Annotated in this window: 16 protein-coding genes; 5 read left to right on the top strand and 11 right to left on the bottom strand. The window is 60.1% G+C overall.

The genetic code is table 11. The features are described 5' to 3' along the window. Positions 1-31: 31 nt before the first annotated feature. Both PMI27_RS10245 and PMI27_RS10250 read right to left on the bottom strand, forming a co-directional pair. A complete protein-coding gene (locus PMI27_RS10245; protein ID WP_008152851.1) occupies positions 32-793 on the bottom strand; it encodes a YdcF family protein in 762 nt (253 codons plus the stop codon). A gap of 108 nt (positions 794-901) precedes the next feature. After that, entirely contained in the window at positions 902-1,222 is a 321-nt protein-coding gene (locus PMI27_RS10250) for a hypothetical protein (RefSeq protein ID WP_008152848.1), read from the bottom strand. Between the two features lie 279 nt (positions 1,223-1,501). Here PMI27_RS10250 and leuS point away from each other — a divergent pair, with 279 nt between their 5' ends. From leuS to PMI27_RS10275, 5 genes are all read left to right on the top strand, one after another. Further along, positions 1,502-4,108 (top strand): leucine--tRNA ligase, encoded by a 2,607-nt coding sequence (leuS, locus tag PMI27_RS10255; protein ID WP_008152846.1) that lies wholly within the window; start codon positions 1,502-1,504, stop codon positions 4,106-4,108. 88 nt (positions 4,109-4,196) lie between these two features. Beyond that, on the top strand, positions 4,197-4,802 hold the full coding sequence (locus PMI27_RS10260) for an LPS-assembly lipoprotein LptE (protein ID WP_008152844.1): 606 nt from the start codon (positions 4,197-4,199) through the stop codon (positions 4,800-4,802). Between the two features lie 39 nt (positions 4,803-4,841). Next, positions 4,842-5,879, top strand: a complete 1,038-nt coding sequence (gene holA / locus PMI27_RS10265) for a DNA polymerase III subunit delta (protein ID WP_008152842.1) — start codon at positions 4,842-4,844, stop codon at positions 5,877-5,879. Positions 5,880-5,991: 112 nt separating this feature from the next. Then, positions 5,992-6,156, top strand: coding sequence for an alternative ribosome rescue factor ArfA (arfA, locus tag PMI27_RS10270; protein ID WP_008152840.1), 165 nt, complete (start codon positions 5,992-5,994; stop codon positions 6,154-6,156). Between the two features lie 62 nt (positions 6,157-6,218). Continuing rightward, positions 6,219-7,541, top strand: a complete 1,323-nt coding sequence (locus PMI27_RS10275; protein WP_008152837.1) for a lytic murein transglycosylase — start codon at positions 6,219-6,221, stop codon at positions 7,539-7,541. Positions 7,542-7,660: 119 nt separating this feature from the next. On the opposite strand, the gene PMI27_RS10280 is transcribed toward PMI27_RS10275, so the two are convergent. From PMI27_RS10280 to mrdA, 9 genes are all read right to left on the bottom strand, one after another. Beyond that, a complete protein-coding gene (locus PMI27_RS10280) occupies positions 7,661-8,611 on the bottom strand; it encodes a S66 peptidase family protein (protein ID WP_008152834.1) in 951 nt (316 codons plus the stop codon). Between the two features lie 173 nt (positions 8,612-8,784). After that, on the bottom strand, positions 8,785-9,807 hold the full coding sequence (gene lipA, locus PMI27_RS10285) for a lipoyl synthase (RefSeq protein WP_008152832.1): 1,023 nt from the start codon (positions 9,805-9,807) through the stop codon (positions 8,785-8,787). A 1-nt stretch (position 9,808) separates the two neighbouring features. Next, positions 9,809-10,456 carry a lipoyl(octanoyl) transferase LipB gene (lipB, locus tag PMI27_RS10290; protein ID WP_008152829.1) on the bottom strand — a complete coding sequence of 216 codons (648 nt, stop codon included), beginning with the start codon at positions 10,454-10,456 and terminating at the stop codon, positions 9,809-9,811. Beyond that, positions 10,456-10,731: a DUF493 domain-containing protein gene (locus PMI27_RS10295; protein ID WP_008152827.1), complete on the bottom strand. Its 276-nt coding sequence runs from the start codon at positions 10,729-10,731 to the stop codon at positions 10,456-10,458. Before PMI27_RS10295 ends, lipB begins: the two co-directional genes overlap by 1 nt. Positions 10,732-10,811: 80 nt before the next feature. Beyond that, the gene (locus PMI27_RS10300) at positions 10,812-11,969 is read right to left on the bottom strand and encodes a D-alanyl-D-alanine carboxypeptidase family protein (RefSeq protein WP_008152825.1); all 1,158 of its coding nucleotides are present in this window, start codon (positions 11,967-11,969) and stop codon (positions 10,812-10,814) included. A gap of 184 nt (positions 11,970-12,153) precedes the next feature. Then, complete coding sequence (locus PMI27_RS10305) at positions 12,154-13,164, bottom strand: septal ring lytic transglycosylase RlpA family protein (RefSeq protein WP_008152822.1); 1,011 nt, start codon at positions 13,162-13,164, stop codon at positions 12,154-12,156. Then, the gene (gene mltB / locus PMI27_RS10310; RefSeq protein ID WP_008152820.1) at positions 13,164-14,174 is read right to left on the bottom strand and encodes a lytic murein transglycosylase B; all 1,011 of its coding nucleotides are present in this window, start codon (positions 14,172-14,174) and stop codon (positions 13,164-13,166) included. Before mltB ends, PMI27_RS10305 begins: the two co-directional genes overlap by 1 nt. A gap of 17 nt (positions 14,175-14,191) precedes the next feature. Further along, complete coding sequence (rodA, locus tag PMI27_RS10315) at positions 14,192-15,295, bottom strand: rod shape-determining protein RodA (RefSeq protein ID WP_050595037.1); 1,104 nt, start codon at positions 15,293-15,295, stop codon at positions 14,192-14,194. 31 nt (positions 15,296-15,326) lie between these two features. Beyond that, a complete protein-coding gene (gene mrdA, locus PMI27_RS10320) occupies positions 15,327-17,222 on the bottom strand; it encodes a penicillin-binding protein 2 (RefSeq protein ID WP_008152815.1) in 1,896 nt (631 codons plus the stop codon). Positions 17,223-17,227 lie beyond the last annotated feature (5 nt).

Raw genomic sequence — 17,227 nt, 5'->3', positions numbered from 1 at the left:
CGAGTGAAACGAGGCTGCGATCCTTTGATCTTCAGCGGTAAAACAACGAATACCCGATCTGCCCCACTGCCTCATTCAACAACTGCCCACTCTGCCAGATCGACTTGAATTCCGGCATCCAGCCGCCCAGCGGCCGGGCGTTGTCCACGCCTAAAAACCCCATCGGCGCTGGCACCACTTCAAAACCTGCTTTTTTGAAACTCCAGACGGCTCGCGGCATGTGCCAGGCCTGAGTCACGATCACCACGCGTTTGATCCCTTGCGGCAACAACACCTCGGCGCTGAACTGCGCGTTCTCCCAGGTCGTGCGGCTGCGCCCTTCCTGCCAACGCACGGGGACGCCGAAATCATCTTGCAACGAGTCGGCCATCAACCTGGCTTCAGTCGGTGGCGTGTCGTAATGCAGGCCGCCACTGGTCAGGACCGGCAAGCCCGAGGCCTTGGCCAGCCGCGCCGTATACCGCTCGCGCTGCAGCGCCACACCCGTCGGCTGGTCGCTGTCCCAGGCCAGATCGCCACGTTCACGCCCCGCGCCCAGCACTACAATCGCGTCGGCACGCTGCGCCAATGTCGCCCATTCATCACGAGCCAGCGGTGCTTCACGCTCCAGCGCCTTGGCGCCCCACTGCACCACCACCGGCAAGCTCATCAGCCAGAAGCCGCCCACGCCCAGTGCAAAGCACAACCCGGCAAGGCGCGGTCTTGAGCGGCGCAACCACCAGGCAAGCACCAACAGCAGCAAAAGAATGCCGGGCGGCAACAGGAGTTGTTTAACGAAATATCGAAAAGGCATCGAGCATCTCCAAAAAGATGCCCGAAGCCTAAGTGGGTTGACGCAACGCGACAACAAATACGGAAGGAATATGCTTCACAAATACATCAGACATTGCTTCCAGTGTCCTTACTTGAATTGCAAAGACCGGACCTTTACAGCGTCCCTGCCGGGAACCTTGTCCTTGAGCCAGATGATCTTGGCCGAACGTGGTGCGTCGAGTTGCTTCACTGCTTCTGACAAGCATCCGTGTGTCTCACGTTCACTGCGATCGAGATACGCCTTGACCAGTGCAAACTCTGCGGGGCTCAAGCCACGCAATTCCAGTTCCAGCGGACGCTCATCGCGTAACCGGCCAGCGGTTTTTGCCGCGTCCAGGGCAATTCCCAGACGATCGATCAGTCTTTCGTACAGCTCCGGTTTTGTAACTTTTTGCCGTGACTCAACCATCCATCACCTCATTGAAGATAAGACTCACTCCCCATTTAGAGCTTAGCTTCCATGAACAAACCGGCTGAGTGCTGCGACCAACGGCCCTCGCAGCGGTTTTTGGGCGACCCGCAGCAGTAATCAGGGTTTCCCTCGGTAGAGTGCGGTCATGTATGCTACGGCGCTTCCTGTAACTCCACTTCCAGCTCGTCTGGGCACCGAAACGCCGATTTGGCGTGATCACCGTCCAGCGTTGCATTGAAGAGGATTAGGCCACCCCTATTCAGTTCAAAAGTAGCCATGCACGAACAATATCAGCCCCGTGAAATCGAAGCCGCCGCCCAGTCCTTCTGGGACGAGCAAAAGTCCTTTGAAGTCAGTGAACAGCCAGGCAAGGAGACTTTCTACTGCCTGTCGATGTTCCCTTACCCCAGCGGCAAGCTACACATGGGGCACGTGCGCAACTACACCATCGGCGACGTGATCTCCCGCTACCAGCGCATGCAAGGCAAGAACGTCCTGCAACCCATGGGTTGGGACGCCTTCGGCATGCCGGCGGAAAACGCCGCGATGAAGAACAACGTAGCGCCCGCCAAGTGGACCTACGAAAACATCGCCTACATGAAAAACCAGCTGCGCAGCCTAGGCCTCGCGGTGGACTGGTCCCGCGAAGTCACCACCTGCAAGCCTGATTACTACCGCTGGGAACAATGGCTGTTCACTCGCCTGTTCGAAAAAGGCGTGATTTACAAAAAAAGTGGCACCGTGAACTGGGACCCGGTTGATCAGACCGTTCTGGCCAACGAACAGGTGATCGACGGTCGCGGCTGGCGTTCCGGCGCGCTGATCGAAAAGCGCGAAATCCCGATGTACTACTTCAAGATCACCGCTTACGCGGATGAGCTGCTGGAGAGCCTCGACGAGCTGACTGGCTGGCCTGAACAGGTCAAGACCATGCAGCGCAACTGGATCGGCAAATCCCGCGGCATGGAAGTGCAGTTCCCGTACGACGTCGCTTCCATCGGCGAAGCCGGTGTCCTGAAAGTGTTCACTACCCGTCCGGACACCTTGATGGGCGCGACCTACGTTGCCGTAGCCGCCGAACACCACCTGGCGACCCTGGCCGCGCAGAACAACCCTGAGCTGCAAGCGTTCATCGCTGAATGCAAGGGCGGCAGCGTCGCCGAAGCCGACGTCGCCACTCAAGAGAAAAAAGGCCTGCGCACTTCGCTGTTCGTCGAGCATCCACTGACCGGTGAGAAGCTCCCGGTGTGGGTCGCCAACTACGTGCTGATGCACTACGGCGATGGCGCAGTAATGGCCGTTCCGGCGCACGACGAACGTGATTTCGAGTTCGCCACCAAATACAACCTGCCGGTCAAACCTGTCGTGCGCACCAGCGCCGGCGAGGAAACGCCGACGCCGTGGCAGGCCGCTTACAACGAATACGGCACGTTGATCAATTCCGGCGAGTTTGACGGCCTCGACTTCGCGGGCGCTTTCGATGCCATCGAAGTCGCGCTGATCAAGAAGAACCTCGGCGCCTCGCGTACCCAGTTCCGCCTGCGCGACTGGGGCATCAGCCGTCAGCGCTACTGGGGCTGCCCGATCCCGATCATCCACTGCAATACCTGCGGTGATGTGCCGGTCCCGGAAGATCAGTTGCCAGTCGTGCTGCCGGAAGACGTCGTACCGGACGGCGCTGGTTCGCCATTGGCGCGCATGCCCGAGTTCTACGAGTGCAGCTGCCCGAAATGCGGCGCACCGGCCAAGCGTGAAACCGACACCATGGACACCTTCGTCGAGTCCTCGTGGTACTACGCCCGTTACGCCTCCCCGCACTATGAAGGCGGTCTGGTGGAAAAATCGGCGGCCGACCATTGGTTGCCGGTTGATCAGTACATCGGCGGTATCGAACACGCGATTCTTCACCTGCTCTACGCGCGCTTCTTCCACAAGCTGATGCGCGACGAAGGCCTGGTGAGTTCCAACGAGCCGTTCAAGAACCTGCTGACCCAGGGCATGGTGATCGCCGAGACTTACTATCGTCGCGAAGCCAACGGTGCTTACACCTGGTTCAACCCGGCGGACGTCGAACTCGAACGCGACAGCAAAGCCAAAGTCATTAGCGCCAAGCTGATCGCAGACGGCCTGCCGGTGGAAATCGGCGGCACCGAGAAGATGGCCAAGTCGAAGAACAACGGCGTCGACCCACAGTCGATGATCGACCAGTTCGGCGCAGACACCTGCCGCCTGTTCATGATGTTCGCCTCGCCACCCGACATGAGCGCGGAATGGTCCGACTCCGGAGTAGAAGGTTCGCACCGCTTCCTCAAGCGTGTCTGGCGCCTGGCTCAAGCCCATGTCACTCAGGGCCTGCCGGGCAAACTGGACGTCGCCAGCCTGAATGAGGAGCAGAAAGTCATTCGTCGCTCGATCCACCAGGCGATCAAGCAGGCCAGCCACGACGTCGGCCAGAACCACAAATTCAACACCGCCATCGCTCAGGTGATGACGCTGATGAACGTGCTGGAAAAAGCCCCGCAAGGCACCGAACAGGATCGCGCGCTGGTTCACGAAGGTCTGGAAGCCGTCACTCTGCTGCTGGCTCCGATCACGCCACACATCAGCCACGAGCTGTGGAATCAACTGGGTCACGCTGACCCGGTGATCGACGCCGCTTGGCCGGTGCTGGACGAAAGCGCGTTGGTGCAGGACAGCCTGCAACTGGTCATCCAGGTCAACGGCAAGCTGCGCGGCCACATCGAAATGCCCGCCAGCGCCAGCCGCGAAGAAGTCGAAGCCGCCGCACGGGCCAACGAGAACGTGCTGCGCTTTGTTGACGGTCTGACCATTCGTAAAGTGATCGTAGTGCCCGGGAAACTGGTCAATATCGTCGCCAGCTAATTGGATCAGGCGCCAGGTCATGCCTGGCGCCGAGTAAAACCTTTCGGGCCGCAAGATCGGCCCACATGGTTTCAAGGGGAGCAACAAGATGATCAAACGCAATTTGCTGGTGATGGGCCTTGCGGTCCTGTTGAGCGCCTGCGGTTTCCAGCTGCGCGGCACCGGCACCACTGAACTGACGATCAAGGAACTCGATCTGAGTGCCCGTAACGCCTACGGCGAAACGGTTACTCAACTGCGTCAGGTACTGGAAAGCAGCGGCGTCAAGGTCTACAGCGGTGCACCTTACAAGCTGGTGCTGACCGATGAGCAGGAAAACCAGCGCATCCTCAGCTACGCAGGTGCCGGTCGTACTGGCGAGTATCAGGTGACTACGGTGCTGAACTACGATATCCGTGGTGGGCGCAACCTGTCGCTGCTGAGTGACAAGCTCGAAGTGCAGAAGGTCTACATACACGACGGCAACAACCTGGTGGGTTCCGACCAGGAAGTCAACGACGCCCGCAAGGAAACCCGTCGTGAACTGGTTCAACGGATGATGCTGCGCCTGCAACAGCTCACGCCGACCCAGCTGGATCAGCTGCAACAGACCGCCGAAGCCAGAGCCAAGGCTGAAGCCGATGCACTGGAAGCGGCGCAGAAGGCTGAAGCGCAAACGCCGCGCCAGTCGCCAATCGAACTGCCGCAGCAGTAAGACTTACGGGGCGCTCAGGCGCCCCGTTCGCCCTCTCCTATGAAACTCGCCCCCGCCCAACTCGCCAAACACCTGCAAGGTGCCCTCGCGCCGGTCTACATCATCAGTGGCGATGACCCACTGCTGTGTCAGGAAGCCGCCGACGCCATTCGTGCCGCCGCCCGCCAACAGGGATTCGACGAGCGCCAGGTCTTCGCCGCCGACGCCAGTTTCGACTGGGGAACGTTGCTGCAAGCCGGCGCGAGCATGTCGCTGTTTGCTGAAAAGCGCCTGCTGGAACTGCGTCTGCCGTCCGGCAAACCCGGTGACAAAGGCGCTGCCGCGTTTATCGAGTACTGCTCACGGCCCGCCGAAGACACGGTGTTGCTGATCAGCCTGCCGAAACTTGATGGCAGTGCGCAGAAAACCAAGTGGGGCAAGGCGCTGGTCGAAGGCCAGCAGACCCAGTTCGTGCAAATCTGGCCGATAGAGGCCAACCAGTTGCCGAGCTGGATCCGTCAACGGTTGTCCCAGGCCGGGCTTTCCGCCAGCCAGGACGCCGTTGAACTGATCGCCGCACGGGTCGAGGGCAACCTGCTCGCGGCTGCCCAGGAAATCGAAAAGCTCAAACTGATGGCCGAAGGCGGTCAGATCACCGTCGAAACCGTGCAAGCGGCCGTCGCTGACAGTGCGCGCTTCGATGTCTTTGGACTGACCGACGCGATTCTCAACGGTGAAGCGGCTCATGCCCTGCGCATGCTCGAAGGGCTGCGCGGTGAAGGCGTCGAACCACCGGTGATTCTCTGGGCGCTGGCCCGGGAGCTGCGTCTGTTGGCCAACCTGTCGCTGCAGTACAGCCAGGGCGTGCCACTGGACAAAGCCTTCAGCTCTGCCCGACCGCCGGTCTGGGACAAACGTAAACCATTGATGAGCAAAGCCTTGCAACGCTACTCGGCGCAACGCTGGGCGCAGCTATTGCTGGAAGCTCAGCGCATCGACGCACAGATCAAAGGCCAGGCAGCCGGTTCGCCGTGGATGAGTTTGAGTCGATTGTCGTTGTTGATGGCTGGCCAAAGATTGTCGTTGCCCGCTGAATAAGATCAAAAGATCCTGCTTCCTACAAAAACAACCTGCATTTGTCCTATAGACAGAACCCCGACTTCGGCAGACTATTTCCCCCGCAAAACCCACTCAATCGAGAGATCTGATCATGAGCAAAAAGCCATCCAAAAATGGCCCCAACAAGGCCAAATCCATCATTGCCCAGCCACTGTTCCGTAGCCGTCAGGAACCAGCCGGCAAGGGCAAAGGCAGCTACCGCCGCGAAGCCTTCCAGTCTAATAGCTGGGAGGCTTCTTACTTTCTGGCGGCCTGAAAGGCAAGCGCTCGCTCAACATGTTAAGGTCTGCACCTGATTCGTACTCCCTGGACCCGTGCATGCCCCTTTGTATTTCCCGTCGTTGGCCCCTGCGCCAACTGATCGCTGCCTCCAGCCTCATTTTGCTAGTCGCCTGCGCGGAAAAACCCACCGCTGCCGACGCCAAGCCGCTTCAGACCCTCCCCGTCGCGACAGCCCCTGCGGTCATTCCGCCCGTGGTTCCGACCGGTGAAAACCTCGACATCCAGCCCACCCAGACCTTCGCCGAATGGCAGGCGGGTTTCCGCAAGGACGCTCTGGCCGCCGGTATTCGCGCCGACCTGTTCGACCGCGCCTTCGCCAATGTCAGCCTCGACACCAGCGTGATCCGTGCCGACCGCAGCCAACCGGAATTTTCCCGCCCGGTATGGGAATACCTCGACGGCGCCCTTTCGCCGCTGCGGGTACACAAAGGCCAGGCGCTGGTCAGCCAGTACGCCGACATCCTGCAAAGCATCGAACAACGCTACGGCGTCGATCGTCAGGCACTGGTCTCGGTGTGGGGCATGGAAAGTAACTTCGGGCAGTTCCAGGGCAACAAGTCGGTGATTAATTCCCTGGCGACCCTGGCCTATGAAGGTCGGCGTCCCGGGTTTGCCCACGCGCAACTGATCGCCGCCCTGCAGATCCTGCAACAGGGTGATATCGAGCCTGAGAAAATGCTTGGCTCCTGGGCCGGCGCCATGGGCCAGACCCAGTTCATCCCGACCACCTACAACACCCACGCCGTGGACTTCGATGGCGATGGTCGCCGCGACATCTGGGGCAGCCCAGCCGACGCGCTGGCCTCGACGGCGCATTACCTGCAAAGCTCAGGCTGGCAGAAAGGCCAGCCGTGGGGCTTTGAAGTGCAGTTACCGGGCAGTTTCAACTACGTCCTGGCCGATGGCACGATTCGCAAGAGCGTCGCCGAATGGCTGCAACTGGGTGTCACCCTGCCCAATGGCGGTCAGGTTCCGCCAGGCTCCGAACACCTGTCAGCCGCCCTGCTGCTGCCGGCCGGTTACCGTGGCCCGGCGTTCCTGGTGCTCGACAACTTCCGCGCGATCCTCAAGTACAACAACTCGTCGTCTTACGCCCTTGCCGTTAGCCTGTTGTCAGAGCGTTTCAACGGCGCCGGCCTGATCAACGGCACGTGGCCGAAAGATGATTTGCCGCTGAGCCGTACCGAGCGGATCGAGCTGCAAAGCCTGTTGAGTGCTCAGAACTACGACGCGGGCACCGCCGACGGCATTATCGGCGCCAACACCCGCAAGGCGATCCGCAGCGCCCAGCAGTCGTTTGGCTGGCCGGCAGATGGGTATCCGACGCATAAGTTGCTCGAAGGCCTTCGTAACCGCTAAAAGCATCGCGGGCAAGCCATGCTCCTACAGGTTCAGCGATGTTCACAAAATGGGTGAACGACGCGTTACCTGTAGGAGCATGGCTTGCCCGCGATGACTGACTGTCAGGCGACGAATTCCTAAGCCCTGATCACCACATCCTGCTCCAACACCAACGCCTTGTTCCCCGCATCCAATCTGACCAGCGCCCCCATCGGCAACGTCAAATTCGGATCGCAATGCCCGCTGCGCCACCCTGCCAACACCGGTATCCGCAAAGGCGCAAAGGTCCGCTTGAGCAAGCGCTCCAGAGAAACCGTATCAACCCCCGCCACATCCCCCACCAAAACCCCGCGCAGCTTGTGCAGCGTGCCGGCCAGGCGCAGGTGGGTCAGCAGCCGGTCGATTCGATACAACGGCTCGTTAATGTCCTCGATGAACAGGATGACGCCCTCGGCATCCAACTCATACGGCGTCCCCATGGTCGCGGCGATCAGCGACAGATTGCCCCCCAGCAAGCGCCCGTGAGCGATACCAGGCTCAATCGTCGTCAACGGGTAGGCGACCGGGTGCGCCAGCACACTGCCCGCCTTCACCTGCCCTCTGAGCATGTTGAAGAATGAAGACTCGGTAGGTTTTTGCTTGTCACCCAGCAGGTCGGCGTTGAGCATCGGACCATGAAAGGTCACGAAGCCCGCATAACGGCTGATCGCCAAGTGCAGCGCGGTGATGTCGCTGTAGCCGATGAACGGCTTGGCATTGTTGCGCAGCAGCTCAAAGTCGATGCGATCGAGCAACCGCGGCGTACCGTAACCCCCACGCAAGCAAATGATCGCGTCGACCTCACTGTCGGCAAACGCCGCGTGCAGGTCATTGAGCCGTACATCATCACTGCCGGCCAAATAATCATCTTTCTCGTACACGCCAGGGAAAACCCGCAGTGAGTATCCGCGAGCGCGCATCCAGGTGATGGCCTTGTCGGTGTCCAGCGCTGCGGGACCGGCGGGCGCAATAACGCCGATCAGCCCTTGCGACGGCAAGGCCGGAACGGGTGCGTGAGGACAAAGGGTGTGAGTCGGTCGAACGGTCATCCATGAATCTCCCTGCGTGAATGCGTCAAGCACACAGTAGTCAGGAACGGGGACAAACAGAAGAGGGTCAGTCGCGCCGAAAGTTGCAGGAAAAGTCTGTCATTGCCGTAGGCAGGCAAAAAAACGCCCGCGAGGCTGAATGCCTGCGGGCGTTTTTCATGTCTGGCAGCAGATCAGGACGACATCAGCTCGGCTTTAACCAGTTTCGCCTGCTCGTCGGCGTGGTACGAGGAACGTACCAGCGGGCCGGAAGCGACGTTCTTGAAGCCCATCTTGTAACCTTCCTCGGCGAACCAGGCGAACACGTCCGGGTGCACGAAACGCTGGACCGGCAAGTGGCTGCGGGACGGTTGCAGGTACTGGCCCAGAGTCAGCATGTCGATGTCGTGTTCGCGCATGCGCTTCATGACTTCGATCACTTCTTCGTCAGTCTCGCCCAGACCCAGCATCAGGCCGGACTTGGTCGGAATGTGCGGCATCATCTGCTTGAAGCGTTGCAGCAGGGTCAGCGACCACTGGTAATCCGAACCCGGACGCGCGGCCTTGTACAGGCGCGGCACGGTTTCCAGGTTGTGGTTGAACACATCAGGCGGCTCGGCAGCGGTGATTTCCAGCGCAACGTCCATGCGGCCACGGTAATCCGGGACCAGGGTTTCGAGCTGCACGTTCGGCGACAGCTTGCGGATCTCGCGGATGCAGTCGGCAAAGTGCTGGGCACCGCCGTCACGCAGGTCGTCGCGGTCAACCGAGGTGATCACCACGTACTTGAGTTTCAGGTCCGCGATGGCGATGGCCAGGCTTTCCGGCTCGTTGGTGTCCAGTGGCTTCGGACGACCGTGGCCAACGTCGCAGAACGGGCAGCGACGGGTGCAGATGTCACCCATGATCATGAAGGTCGCGGTGCCGCCGGAGAAGCATTCGCCCAGGTTCGGGCAGGACGCCTCTTCGCAGACACTGTGCAGCTTGTGTTTGCGCAACAGGGCCTTGATGCGGTCGACTTCCGGGGAAACCGGGATACGCACACGAATCCAGTCAGGTTTCTTCGGCAGTTCGGTGGTCGGAATGATCTTCACCGGGATACGTGCAACCTTCTCGGCGCCGCGCAGCTTCACGCCGGCTTCAACCTTGGCACGCGGGGCCGGACGCTCGGTGACATCCAGCGTCGGGATCATGGTTTGCACTGCATCAGTAGTCATATCAGTCGATTCCGCCCGTTAGGGTCGTCTGCTCAGCATAGTCGAGGTGTTTGACGAGCTGCGCGCGCAGCCGGGCACTTACCTCGGCAAATTCAATCGATCCTGCGTGATCGCTCAGCTGGGTCATCGCCAGCCCGGCGTAGCCGCAGGGATTAATCCGTCGAAACGGTTCCAGGTTCATGTCCACATTCAGGGCCAGGCCATGAAAGGAGCAACCGTGGCGGATCCGCAGACCCAGAGAAGCGATTTTCGCCCCATTGACGTAGACACCCGGAGCATCCGGCTTGGCCACGGCAGTGACGCCATAGCTGGCCAGCAACTCGATCAGGCATTGTTCCATGCGGCTGACCAGGTCACGCACGCCGAAACCCAGCTTGCGTACGTCGAGCAACAGGTAGGCCACCAATTGGCCGGGACCGTGATAAGTCACCTGACCACCGCGATCAACCTTTACTACCGGAATATCTCCCGGGAGTAACAAGTGCTCAGCCTTGCCGGCCTGCCCCTGGGTGAACACCGGTGGGTGCTCGACCAGCCAGATCTCGTCCGCGGCATCGCTGCCGCGTTCGTTGGTGAAGCGTTGCATGGCGTGCCAGACCGGCTCGTAAGCCATCTGGCCGAGCTCGCGAAAGCCCAGCGTGCCAGACATCACAGCACCATGTGCACGAAACCGGTAGCCCGCAACTCGCTGTTGATGTCGTACAGCTGTTCCTGGCCGGTGGCGATGATGTGCAACTGGATGGTCGTGTACTTGCCGTTGGTACTCTGGCGCTCGGCCAGGGTCTTGTGGTCAACGGTCGCGTGTTTCTCAAGGATCGCGATGATCTTGTCCTTGAAACCCACGCCGGTGTCGCCGATTACCTTGATAGGGTAATCCGCGCAGGGAAATTCGATTTTTGGCGCCTTTACTTCGGTGTCTGTCATGGCGTAACGGCCTCGTAAGCCGTGGCAACGGACATGGCCCCGTTCCGGATTGGAACAGGGCCATGCAAGTCCACACTAATTCAGTTGAACAAGCCGTAGAAGAATAGACGGATGCTATCCCACATGCGGCGGAAGATACCACCCTCGTCGACCGCGTCCAGAGCGATCAGATCAGCGCTATGCACGACTTTGTCATCCAGCTTCACTTCGACTTTACCGATTACATCGCCCTTGGCGATTGGCGCAATCAGTTGCGGGTTCATGGTCATGCTCGCGGCGAGCTTTTTCAGCTGGCCTTTTGGCAGGGTCATGGTCAGGTCTTCAGCCAGGCCGGCCTTGACTTGATTGGTGGTGCCTTTCCAGACAGGAGCCTGAGCCAGCTCGGCGCCTTTCTGATAGAACGTCTGGGTTTCGAAGAAGCGGAAACCGTAGGTCAACAGCTTCTGGGTTTCGGAGGCGCGAGCCACTTCACTGTTGGTGCCGAACACCACAGCGATCAGGCGCATGCCATCACGTACTGCCGAAGACACCATGCAGTAGCCGGCTTCGTCGGTGTGACCGGTTTTCAGGCCGTCGACCGTCTTGTCGCGCCACAGCAGCAGGTTACGGTTAGGTTGCTTGATGCCGTTCCAGAAGAACTCTTTCTGCGAGTAGATCGCGTAGTGAGCCGGGTCTTCGTGGATGATCGCGCGAGCCAGCACCGCCATGTCGTGAGCCGACGAGTAGTGCTCAGGGTTCGGCAGACCGGTCGGGTTCATGAAGTGGCTGTTGGTCATGCCCAGATCGGCCACGGTTTTGTTCATCATGTCAGCGAAGGCGTCTTCGCTGCCGGCGATGTGCTCGGAGAGCGCAACGCTGGCGTCGTTACCCGACTGAATGATGATGCCGTGCAGCAGGTCGCTGACCGTGACTTGCGAGCCGACCTTGATGAACATCCGCGAACCGCCGGTGCGCCAGGCGTTTTCGCTGACGGTCACCGGGTCGTTTTCGCCGATCTGGCCACGACGGATTTCCAGGGTCGCGATGTACGCGGTCATCAGCTTGGTCAGGCTGGCCGGAGGCAGACGCTGGTCACCGTTGTTCTCCACCAGCACGTTGCCGCTGCTGGCGTCCATGAGTACATAGGCTTTGGCGGCCAGTTGCGGTGGCGACGGCATCATCTCGACCGCGAAAGCGGCAGGCGAGAGGAGCAGCGGGACTAGCAGACACAGGCGTTTGGCAAAGGTGGTGATGTTCATCCGTCTCTCGAAATCGCTAATGGAAACTGCCCTAAGGGGCAAAACTAATCAGATGACCTTCTAACGGGTCATCGCGTGTTCAGTTGCTCACTCTGTAACCCTTGCCGGGCTTTTGTTCTTTAACGAGCCAACAACCAGGTCCACCCCCCAAACCGCAAGCGAACCGTCAATCAAGTACTACGTATTACTCGGCAGTGACCAGGCTCGGCGAACCGAGATTGGCCAGGCGCACACTGTTCTGCACTTGCTGGATTTCACCCGGCGAGCCGATCGGCCCCAGGCGCACCCGATGCAGCGTCTGTTGATTGCGCACGATCGAACTGATGAACACCGGAGCGCTCACCATTCCGCTGAGCTTCGATCTCAGGAGTTCTGCAGCGTCCGGGTTGGCGAACGCGCCCACCTGCAGATACTGGCCAGAGGCTGGTACAGAAGCGTTTTTTTTTGCATCGATCGGCGAGGGCACAACGGCCGCGGCGTGTTGCTGCGGCGGTGGCGTCCATTGTTCGACGGTGCCGGCCGAAGCCGTAATCGTCGGGGCGCTATTTTGCGCGACTTGCGGCTCGTTAAGCATCAAAGGCGCCGGACGGCCTTTGGCTGCCCACCATTGCTGCGGATCGATGCCTTCGACCTTGACCCGCGCGGTGCCGGTTTCGGCATAGCCGAGTTTCTTGGCCGCTGCGTAGGACAAGTCGATGATCCGGTCCGAATAGAACGGCCCACGGTCGTTGACCCGCAGGACTACGCTCTTGTTGTTGTCCAGGTTGGTCACCCGAACGTAACTCGGCAGTGGCAAGGTCTTGTGAGCAGCACTCATGCCATACAGGTCGTAAACCTCGCCATTGGCGGTGTTCTGACCGTGGAACTTGGTGCCATACCAAGACGCAGTGCCCGAGGCCACGTAGGTCTTGGATTCCTGCAATGGGAAGTACGTCTTGCCCAGAACGGTATAGGGGTTGGCTTTATAAGGACCTGTATGCAGGGTCGGCGTGGCATCCGGGATGCGCGAAACATCGACGTCCCACCACGGCGCGCCATCTTTGTGCGCGCGGTTGATGTCCAGGCCTGGCGCTGCGCGCACGGCGGTGGAAGACTTCTGGGTCGGCGAACGGCTGGTCGAACAACTGGCGATCAGCACCGCCAACGCGGCGAATGCCATCAGCTTCAGGGGTTTATTCATAGGCAATGCCCGCATTACTTGACGCCCCGTGCTTGGACCAGCTGTTCAGACAGTTGATGTACGGCCATGGCGTACATCACGCTGCGGTTATAACGCGTGATTGCGTAAAAATTCGTCAGGCCCATCCAGTATTCGGGGCCATTGTCACCTTCCAGGCGGAAAGCCGTGACCGGCATATCATCGCGCAGCGCATCATGACTTGACCACCCCAGCGCCCGCAACTCCCCGACGGTTTTAGTCGGTTCGATACCCGTGGTCAAACCTTCGTCCACCTGATCGCCACGCACATCGGCGCGACTGACCACCGGTTCGCCGGCTACCCAGCCGTGACGCTTGAAATAGCTGGCGACGCTGCCAATGGCATCGTCCGGATCGGTCCAGATATTAATGTGGCCGTCACCGTCGAAGTCCACCGCGTAGGCACGAAAGCTGCTCGGCATGAACTGCGGCAAACCCATGGCACCAGCGTAAGAGCCTTTGAGAGTCAGCGGATCGACCTGCTCTTCCCGGGCCAGCAACAGGAACTCACGCAATTCCTTGCGGAAAAATTCGGCACGGGGAGGATAGTCGAAACCCAGGGTCGACAAGGCGTCGATTACCCGAAAGTTGCCGGTATTGCGACCGAAAAAGGTCTCGACACCGATGATCGAAACAATAACCTGCGCCGGTACGCCGTATTCCTGCTCGGCACGGGCCAGTACCGCCTCGTGCTGACGCCAGAAGTCCACACCACGGGCGATGCGCGCGTCGGTGATGAACATCGGGCGGTACTCGCTCCACTGCTTGACCCGCTCGGCAGGTTTCGAGATCGCGTCCAGAATCGACTGCTTGCGCTCGGCTTCGCGGAACACGCCCATCAGCTGTTCACCGGCAAAACCGTAGTCGCGGGTCATTTCACCGACGAATTCGGCCACTTGCGGTGAGCCTTCGTAATCGCCGGCCAACGCGTCCTGCGCTGTGCCAAGGATGCTTACCAGGCCGACCCATGGCGCATATCGAGTCGCCCAGCCACGCATTACTTGCATTGAAATCTTCACCTTATTCAAACCTGAGCGATCCACTTACGATGGGTATGGATCGACATCAAAACCCCAAACGCTGACAGCAGCGTCACCAGCGAAGTTCCTCCGTAGCTAATGAACGGCAACGGCACCCCCACAACCGGCAACAGGCCACTGACCATACCGATGTTGACGAAAACGTAAACAAAAAACGTCATGGTCAGGCTGCCCGCGAGCAATTTGCCGAACAATGTCTGGGCCTGAGCGGTAATCACCAGTCCGCGGCCGATCAATAGCAGGTAAATCAGCAGCAGTGCGCAGATACCCACCAGGCCGAATTCTTCGCCCATGACGGCAATAATGAAGTCGGTGTGGCTTTCCGGCAGGAAGTCCAGGTGCGACTGAGTGCCAAGCAACCAGCCTTTGCCGAACACGCCGCCGGAACCGATGGCGGCTTTCGACTGAATGATGTTCCAGCCAGTGCCCAGCGGATCGCTCTCGGGGTCGAGGAAGGTCAGGATTCGCTGTTTCTGGTAGTCGTGCATGATGAAGAACCACATCGCCACGGCCACCGGCACGGCGGCGGCGATCACGCTGATGATCCAGCGCCACTTCAAGCCACCCATAAACAGCACAAACGCACCGCCGGCCAGAATCAGCAGCGAAGTGCCGAGGTCGGGCTGACGCACGATCAGGATGAAGGGCAACCCAATCAGAAACAGACTGACGCCCACATGCTTGAGCTGCGGCGGCAAGGTGCGCTTGGACAAGTACCAGGCGATGGTCGCCGGCATCAGGATCTTCATGAATTCCGAGGGCTGGAAGCGGATCACCCCGGGAATGTTGATCCAGCGCGTAGCACCCATGGCGTTGTGGCCCATGACGTCCACCACCACCAGCAACAGCACACCGAGCACATAACCGACCGGCACCCAACGGGCCATGAAGCGCGGTTCGAATTGGGCGATGACGATCATCGATACCAGGCCGATGCCGAACGAAGTGGCTTGCTTGGCCAACAGATCCCAGCTTTTGCCGCTGGCCGAATACAGCACGAACAGGCTGCCGGCGGCGAGCGTCAACAGCAGGATCAGCAAGGGGCCGTCGATGTGCAGGCGTTGCAACAGCGTCGCACGGCGACGCATCACATCCTCACTGGAGAGGATGCGATCGAAATTACTCTTCACGGGCCGTAGCCTCCGCACTGATAGGGCTGGCGTATTCGGCTTTCAGTCGGCCGTCCTGGTCCAGGAGCCAGGCGTCCATGACTTGACGCACTACTGGCGCGGCGACGCCGGAACCGGACTCACCGTTCTCGACCATCACCGACACCACGATTTGCGGGTTGTCGGCCGGCGCGAAGCCGACGAACAAGGCGTGGTCGCGGTGACGCTCCTGAACCTTGGAACGGTCGTACTTCTCACCCTGCTTGATCGCGACCACCTGGGCCGTACCACTCTTGCCGGCAATCCGGTATTGCGAACCGATCGCCGCCTTGCGCGCGGTACCCCGGGCACCGTGCATCACCTGCTGCATGCCGTGGTTGACCTTGGTCCAGTCGGACGGGTCACGCAGGATGATGTCCGGCATCGGATTTTCATCCTTCGGCCGCTCGCCTTCGACGGTCTTGGCCAGGTGCGGACGGTTCCACACCCCTTTGTTCGCGACCAGCGCCGTGGCCTGGGCCAGTTGTAAGGGCGTTGATTGCATGTAGCCCTGACCGATCCCCAGAATCAGCGTCTCGCCCGGGAACCAGGCCTGACGACGGGTTGCCCGCTTCCATTCCCGTGTCGGCATCAGCCCCGGCGACTCTTCGAACATGTCCAGCGAGACCTTCTGGCCAATGCCGAACTTGCCCAGGTAGGCCGACAGCCGATCGATCCCCAGCTTGTGGGCCAGGTCGTAAAAGTAGGTGTCGTTGGAGCGCATGATCGCCGTGTCCAGATCGACGTAGCCGTCACCGGTACGGTTCCAGTTACGGTATTTGTGATCGTAGTTGGGCAACTGGTAATAGCCGGGGTCATACACCCGACTCGACGCGTTCACAACGCCAGAATCCAGGCCGGCAATTGCCACGGCCGGTTTGATGGTCGAGCCCGGCGGGTACAGGCCGCGCAGCACGCGGTTGAACAGTGGCCGGTCGATGGAATCGCGCAACTCGGAATAGGCCTTGAAGCTGATGCCGGTGACAAACAGGTTCGGGTCAAAACTCGGCTGACTGACCATCGCCAGGACTTCGCCGGTTTTCGGGTCCAGCGCCACCACTGCGCCACGGCGACCGCCGAGTGCAGCTTCGGCGGCCTCCTGCAATTTGATGTCCAGGCTCAGGACGATGTCCTTGCCGGAAATCGGTTCGGTACGTTTGAGTACCCGCAGCACGCGGCCACGGGCGTTGGTCTCGACTTCTTCGTAACCGACCTGACCGTGCAATTCGGGCTCGTAGAAGCGCTCAATGCCAGTTTTGCCAATTTGATGGGTGCCGCTGTAACTCACCGGGTCCAGAGACTTGAGCTCTTTCTCGTTGATCCGCCCCATATATCCCACCGAGTGCGCAAAGTGCGCGCCCTGCGGGTAGTGACGCACCAGCTGCGCGACCACTTCCACACCCGGCAGACGGAACTGGTTCACCGCGATGCGGGCGATCTGTTCTTCGGTCAGCTCGAACAGGATCGGCACCGGCTCGAACGGCCGGCGCCCCTGACGCATGCGCTTCTCGAAGATCACCCGGTCCTCGGGCGTCAGCTCCAGCACTTCGACAATGACGTCGAGCACTTGCTGCCATTCGCCGGAGCGCTCACGGGTCATGCTCAAGCTGAAGCTGGGCCGGTTATCCGCCACCACCACGCCATTGCGATCGAAGATCAAGCCCCGAGTCGGCGGAATCGGCTGCACATGGACGCGGTTGTTTTCCGACAGGGTCGAGTGGTACTCGTACTGAATCACCTGGAGGAAATACAGCCGCGCGATCAGCACACAGATCAGCGACACCACCGCAATTGCCCCGAACACGACGCGGCCACGCACCAGACGGGCGTCTTTTTCGTGGTCCTTGATGCGGATCGGCTGGGGCATGAGGG

Source organism: Pseudomonas sp. GM41(2012), from assembly GCF_000282315.2.
Lineage (GTDB): Bacteria > Pseudomonadota > Gammaproteobacteria > Pseudomonadales > Pseudomonadaceae > Aquipseudomonas.
This window is presented reverse-complemented; position numbering and strand designations above follow the sequence as displayed.

Excerpts from the sequence above, each read along its gene's own strand:
- leuS (WP_008152846.1), top strand. The coding sequence starts at position 1,502 with ATGCACGAACAATATCAGCCCCGTGAAATCGAAGCCGCCGCCCAGTCC.
- PMI27_RS10295 (WP_008152827.1), bottom strand. The coding sequence starts at position 10,731 with ATGACAGACACCGAAGTAAAGGCGCCAAAAATCGAATTTCCCTGCGCG.
- PMI27_RS10245 (WP_008152851.1), bottom strand. The coding sequence starts at position 793 with ATGCCTTTTCGATATTTCGTTAAACAACTCCTGTTGCCGCCCGGCATT.
- mltB (WP_008152820.1), bottom strand. The coding sequence starts at position 14,174 with ATGCAAGTAATGCGTGGCTGGGCGACTCGATATGCGCCATGGGTCGGC.
- rodA (WP_050595037.1), bottom strand. The coding sequence starts at position 15,295 with ATGCGTCGCCGTGCGACGCTGTTGCAACGCCTGCACATCGACGGCCCC.
- arfA (WP_008152840.1), top strand. The coding sequence starts at position 5,992 with ATGAGCAAAAAGCCATCCAAAAATGGCCCCAACAAGGCCAAATCCATC.
- PMI27_RS10275 (WP_008152837.1), top strand. The coding sequence starts at position 6,219 with ATGCCCCTTTGTATTTCCCGTCGTTGGCCCCTGCGCCAACTGATCGCT.
- PMI27_RS10260 (WP_008152844.1), top strand. The coding sequence starts at position 4,197 with ATGATCAAACGCAATTTGCTGGTGATGGGCCTTGCGGTCCTGTTGAGC.
- PMI27_RS10305 (WP_008152822.1), bottom strand. The coding sequence starts at position 13,164 with ATGCGGGCATTGCCTATGAATAAACCCCTGAAGCTGATGGCATTCGCC.
- PMI27_RS10300 (WP_008152825.1), bottom strand. The coding sequence starts at position 11,969 with ATGAACATCACCACCTTTGCCAAACGCCTGTGTCTGCTAGTCCCGCTG.
- PMI27_RS10280 (WP_008152834.1), bottom strand. The coding sequence starts at position 8,611 with ATGACCGTTCGACCGACTCACACCCTTTGTCCTCACGCACCCGTTCCG.
- holA (WP_008152842.1), top strand. The coding sequence starts at position 4,842 with ATGAAACTCGCCCCCGCCCAACTCGCCAAACACCTGCAAGGTGCCCTC.
- lipA (WP_008152832.1), bottom strand. The coding sequence starts at position 9,807 with ATGACTACTGATGCAGTGCAAACCATGATCCCGACGCTGGATGTCACC.
- lipB (WP_008152829.1), bottom strand. The coding sequence starts at position 10,456 with ATGTCTGGCACGCTGGGCTTTCGCGAGCTCGGCCAGATGGCTTACGAG.
- PMI27_RS10250 (WP_008152848.1), bottom strand. The coding sequence starts at position 1,222 with ATGGTTGAGTCACGGCAAAAAGTTACAAAACCGGAGCTGTACGAAAGA.
- mrdA (WP_008152815.1), bottom strand. The coding sequence starts at position 17,222 with ATGCCCCAGCCGATCCGCATCAAGGACCACGAAAAAGACGCCCGTCTG.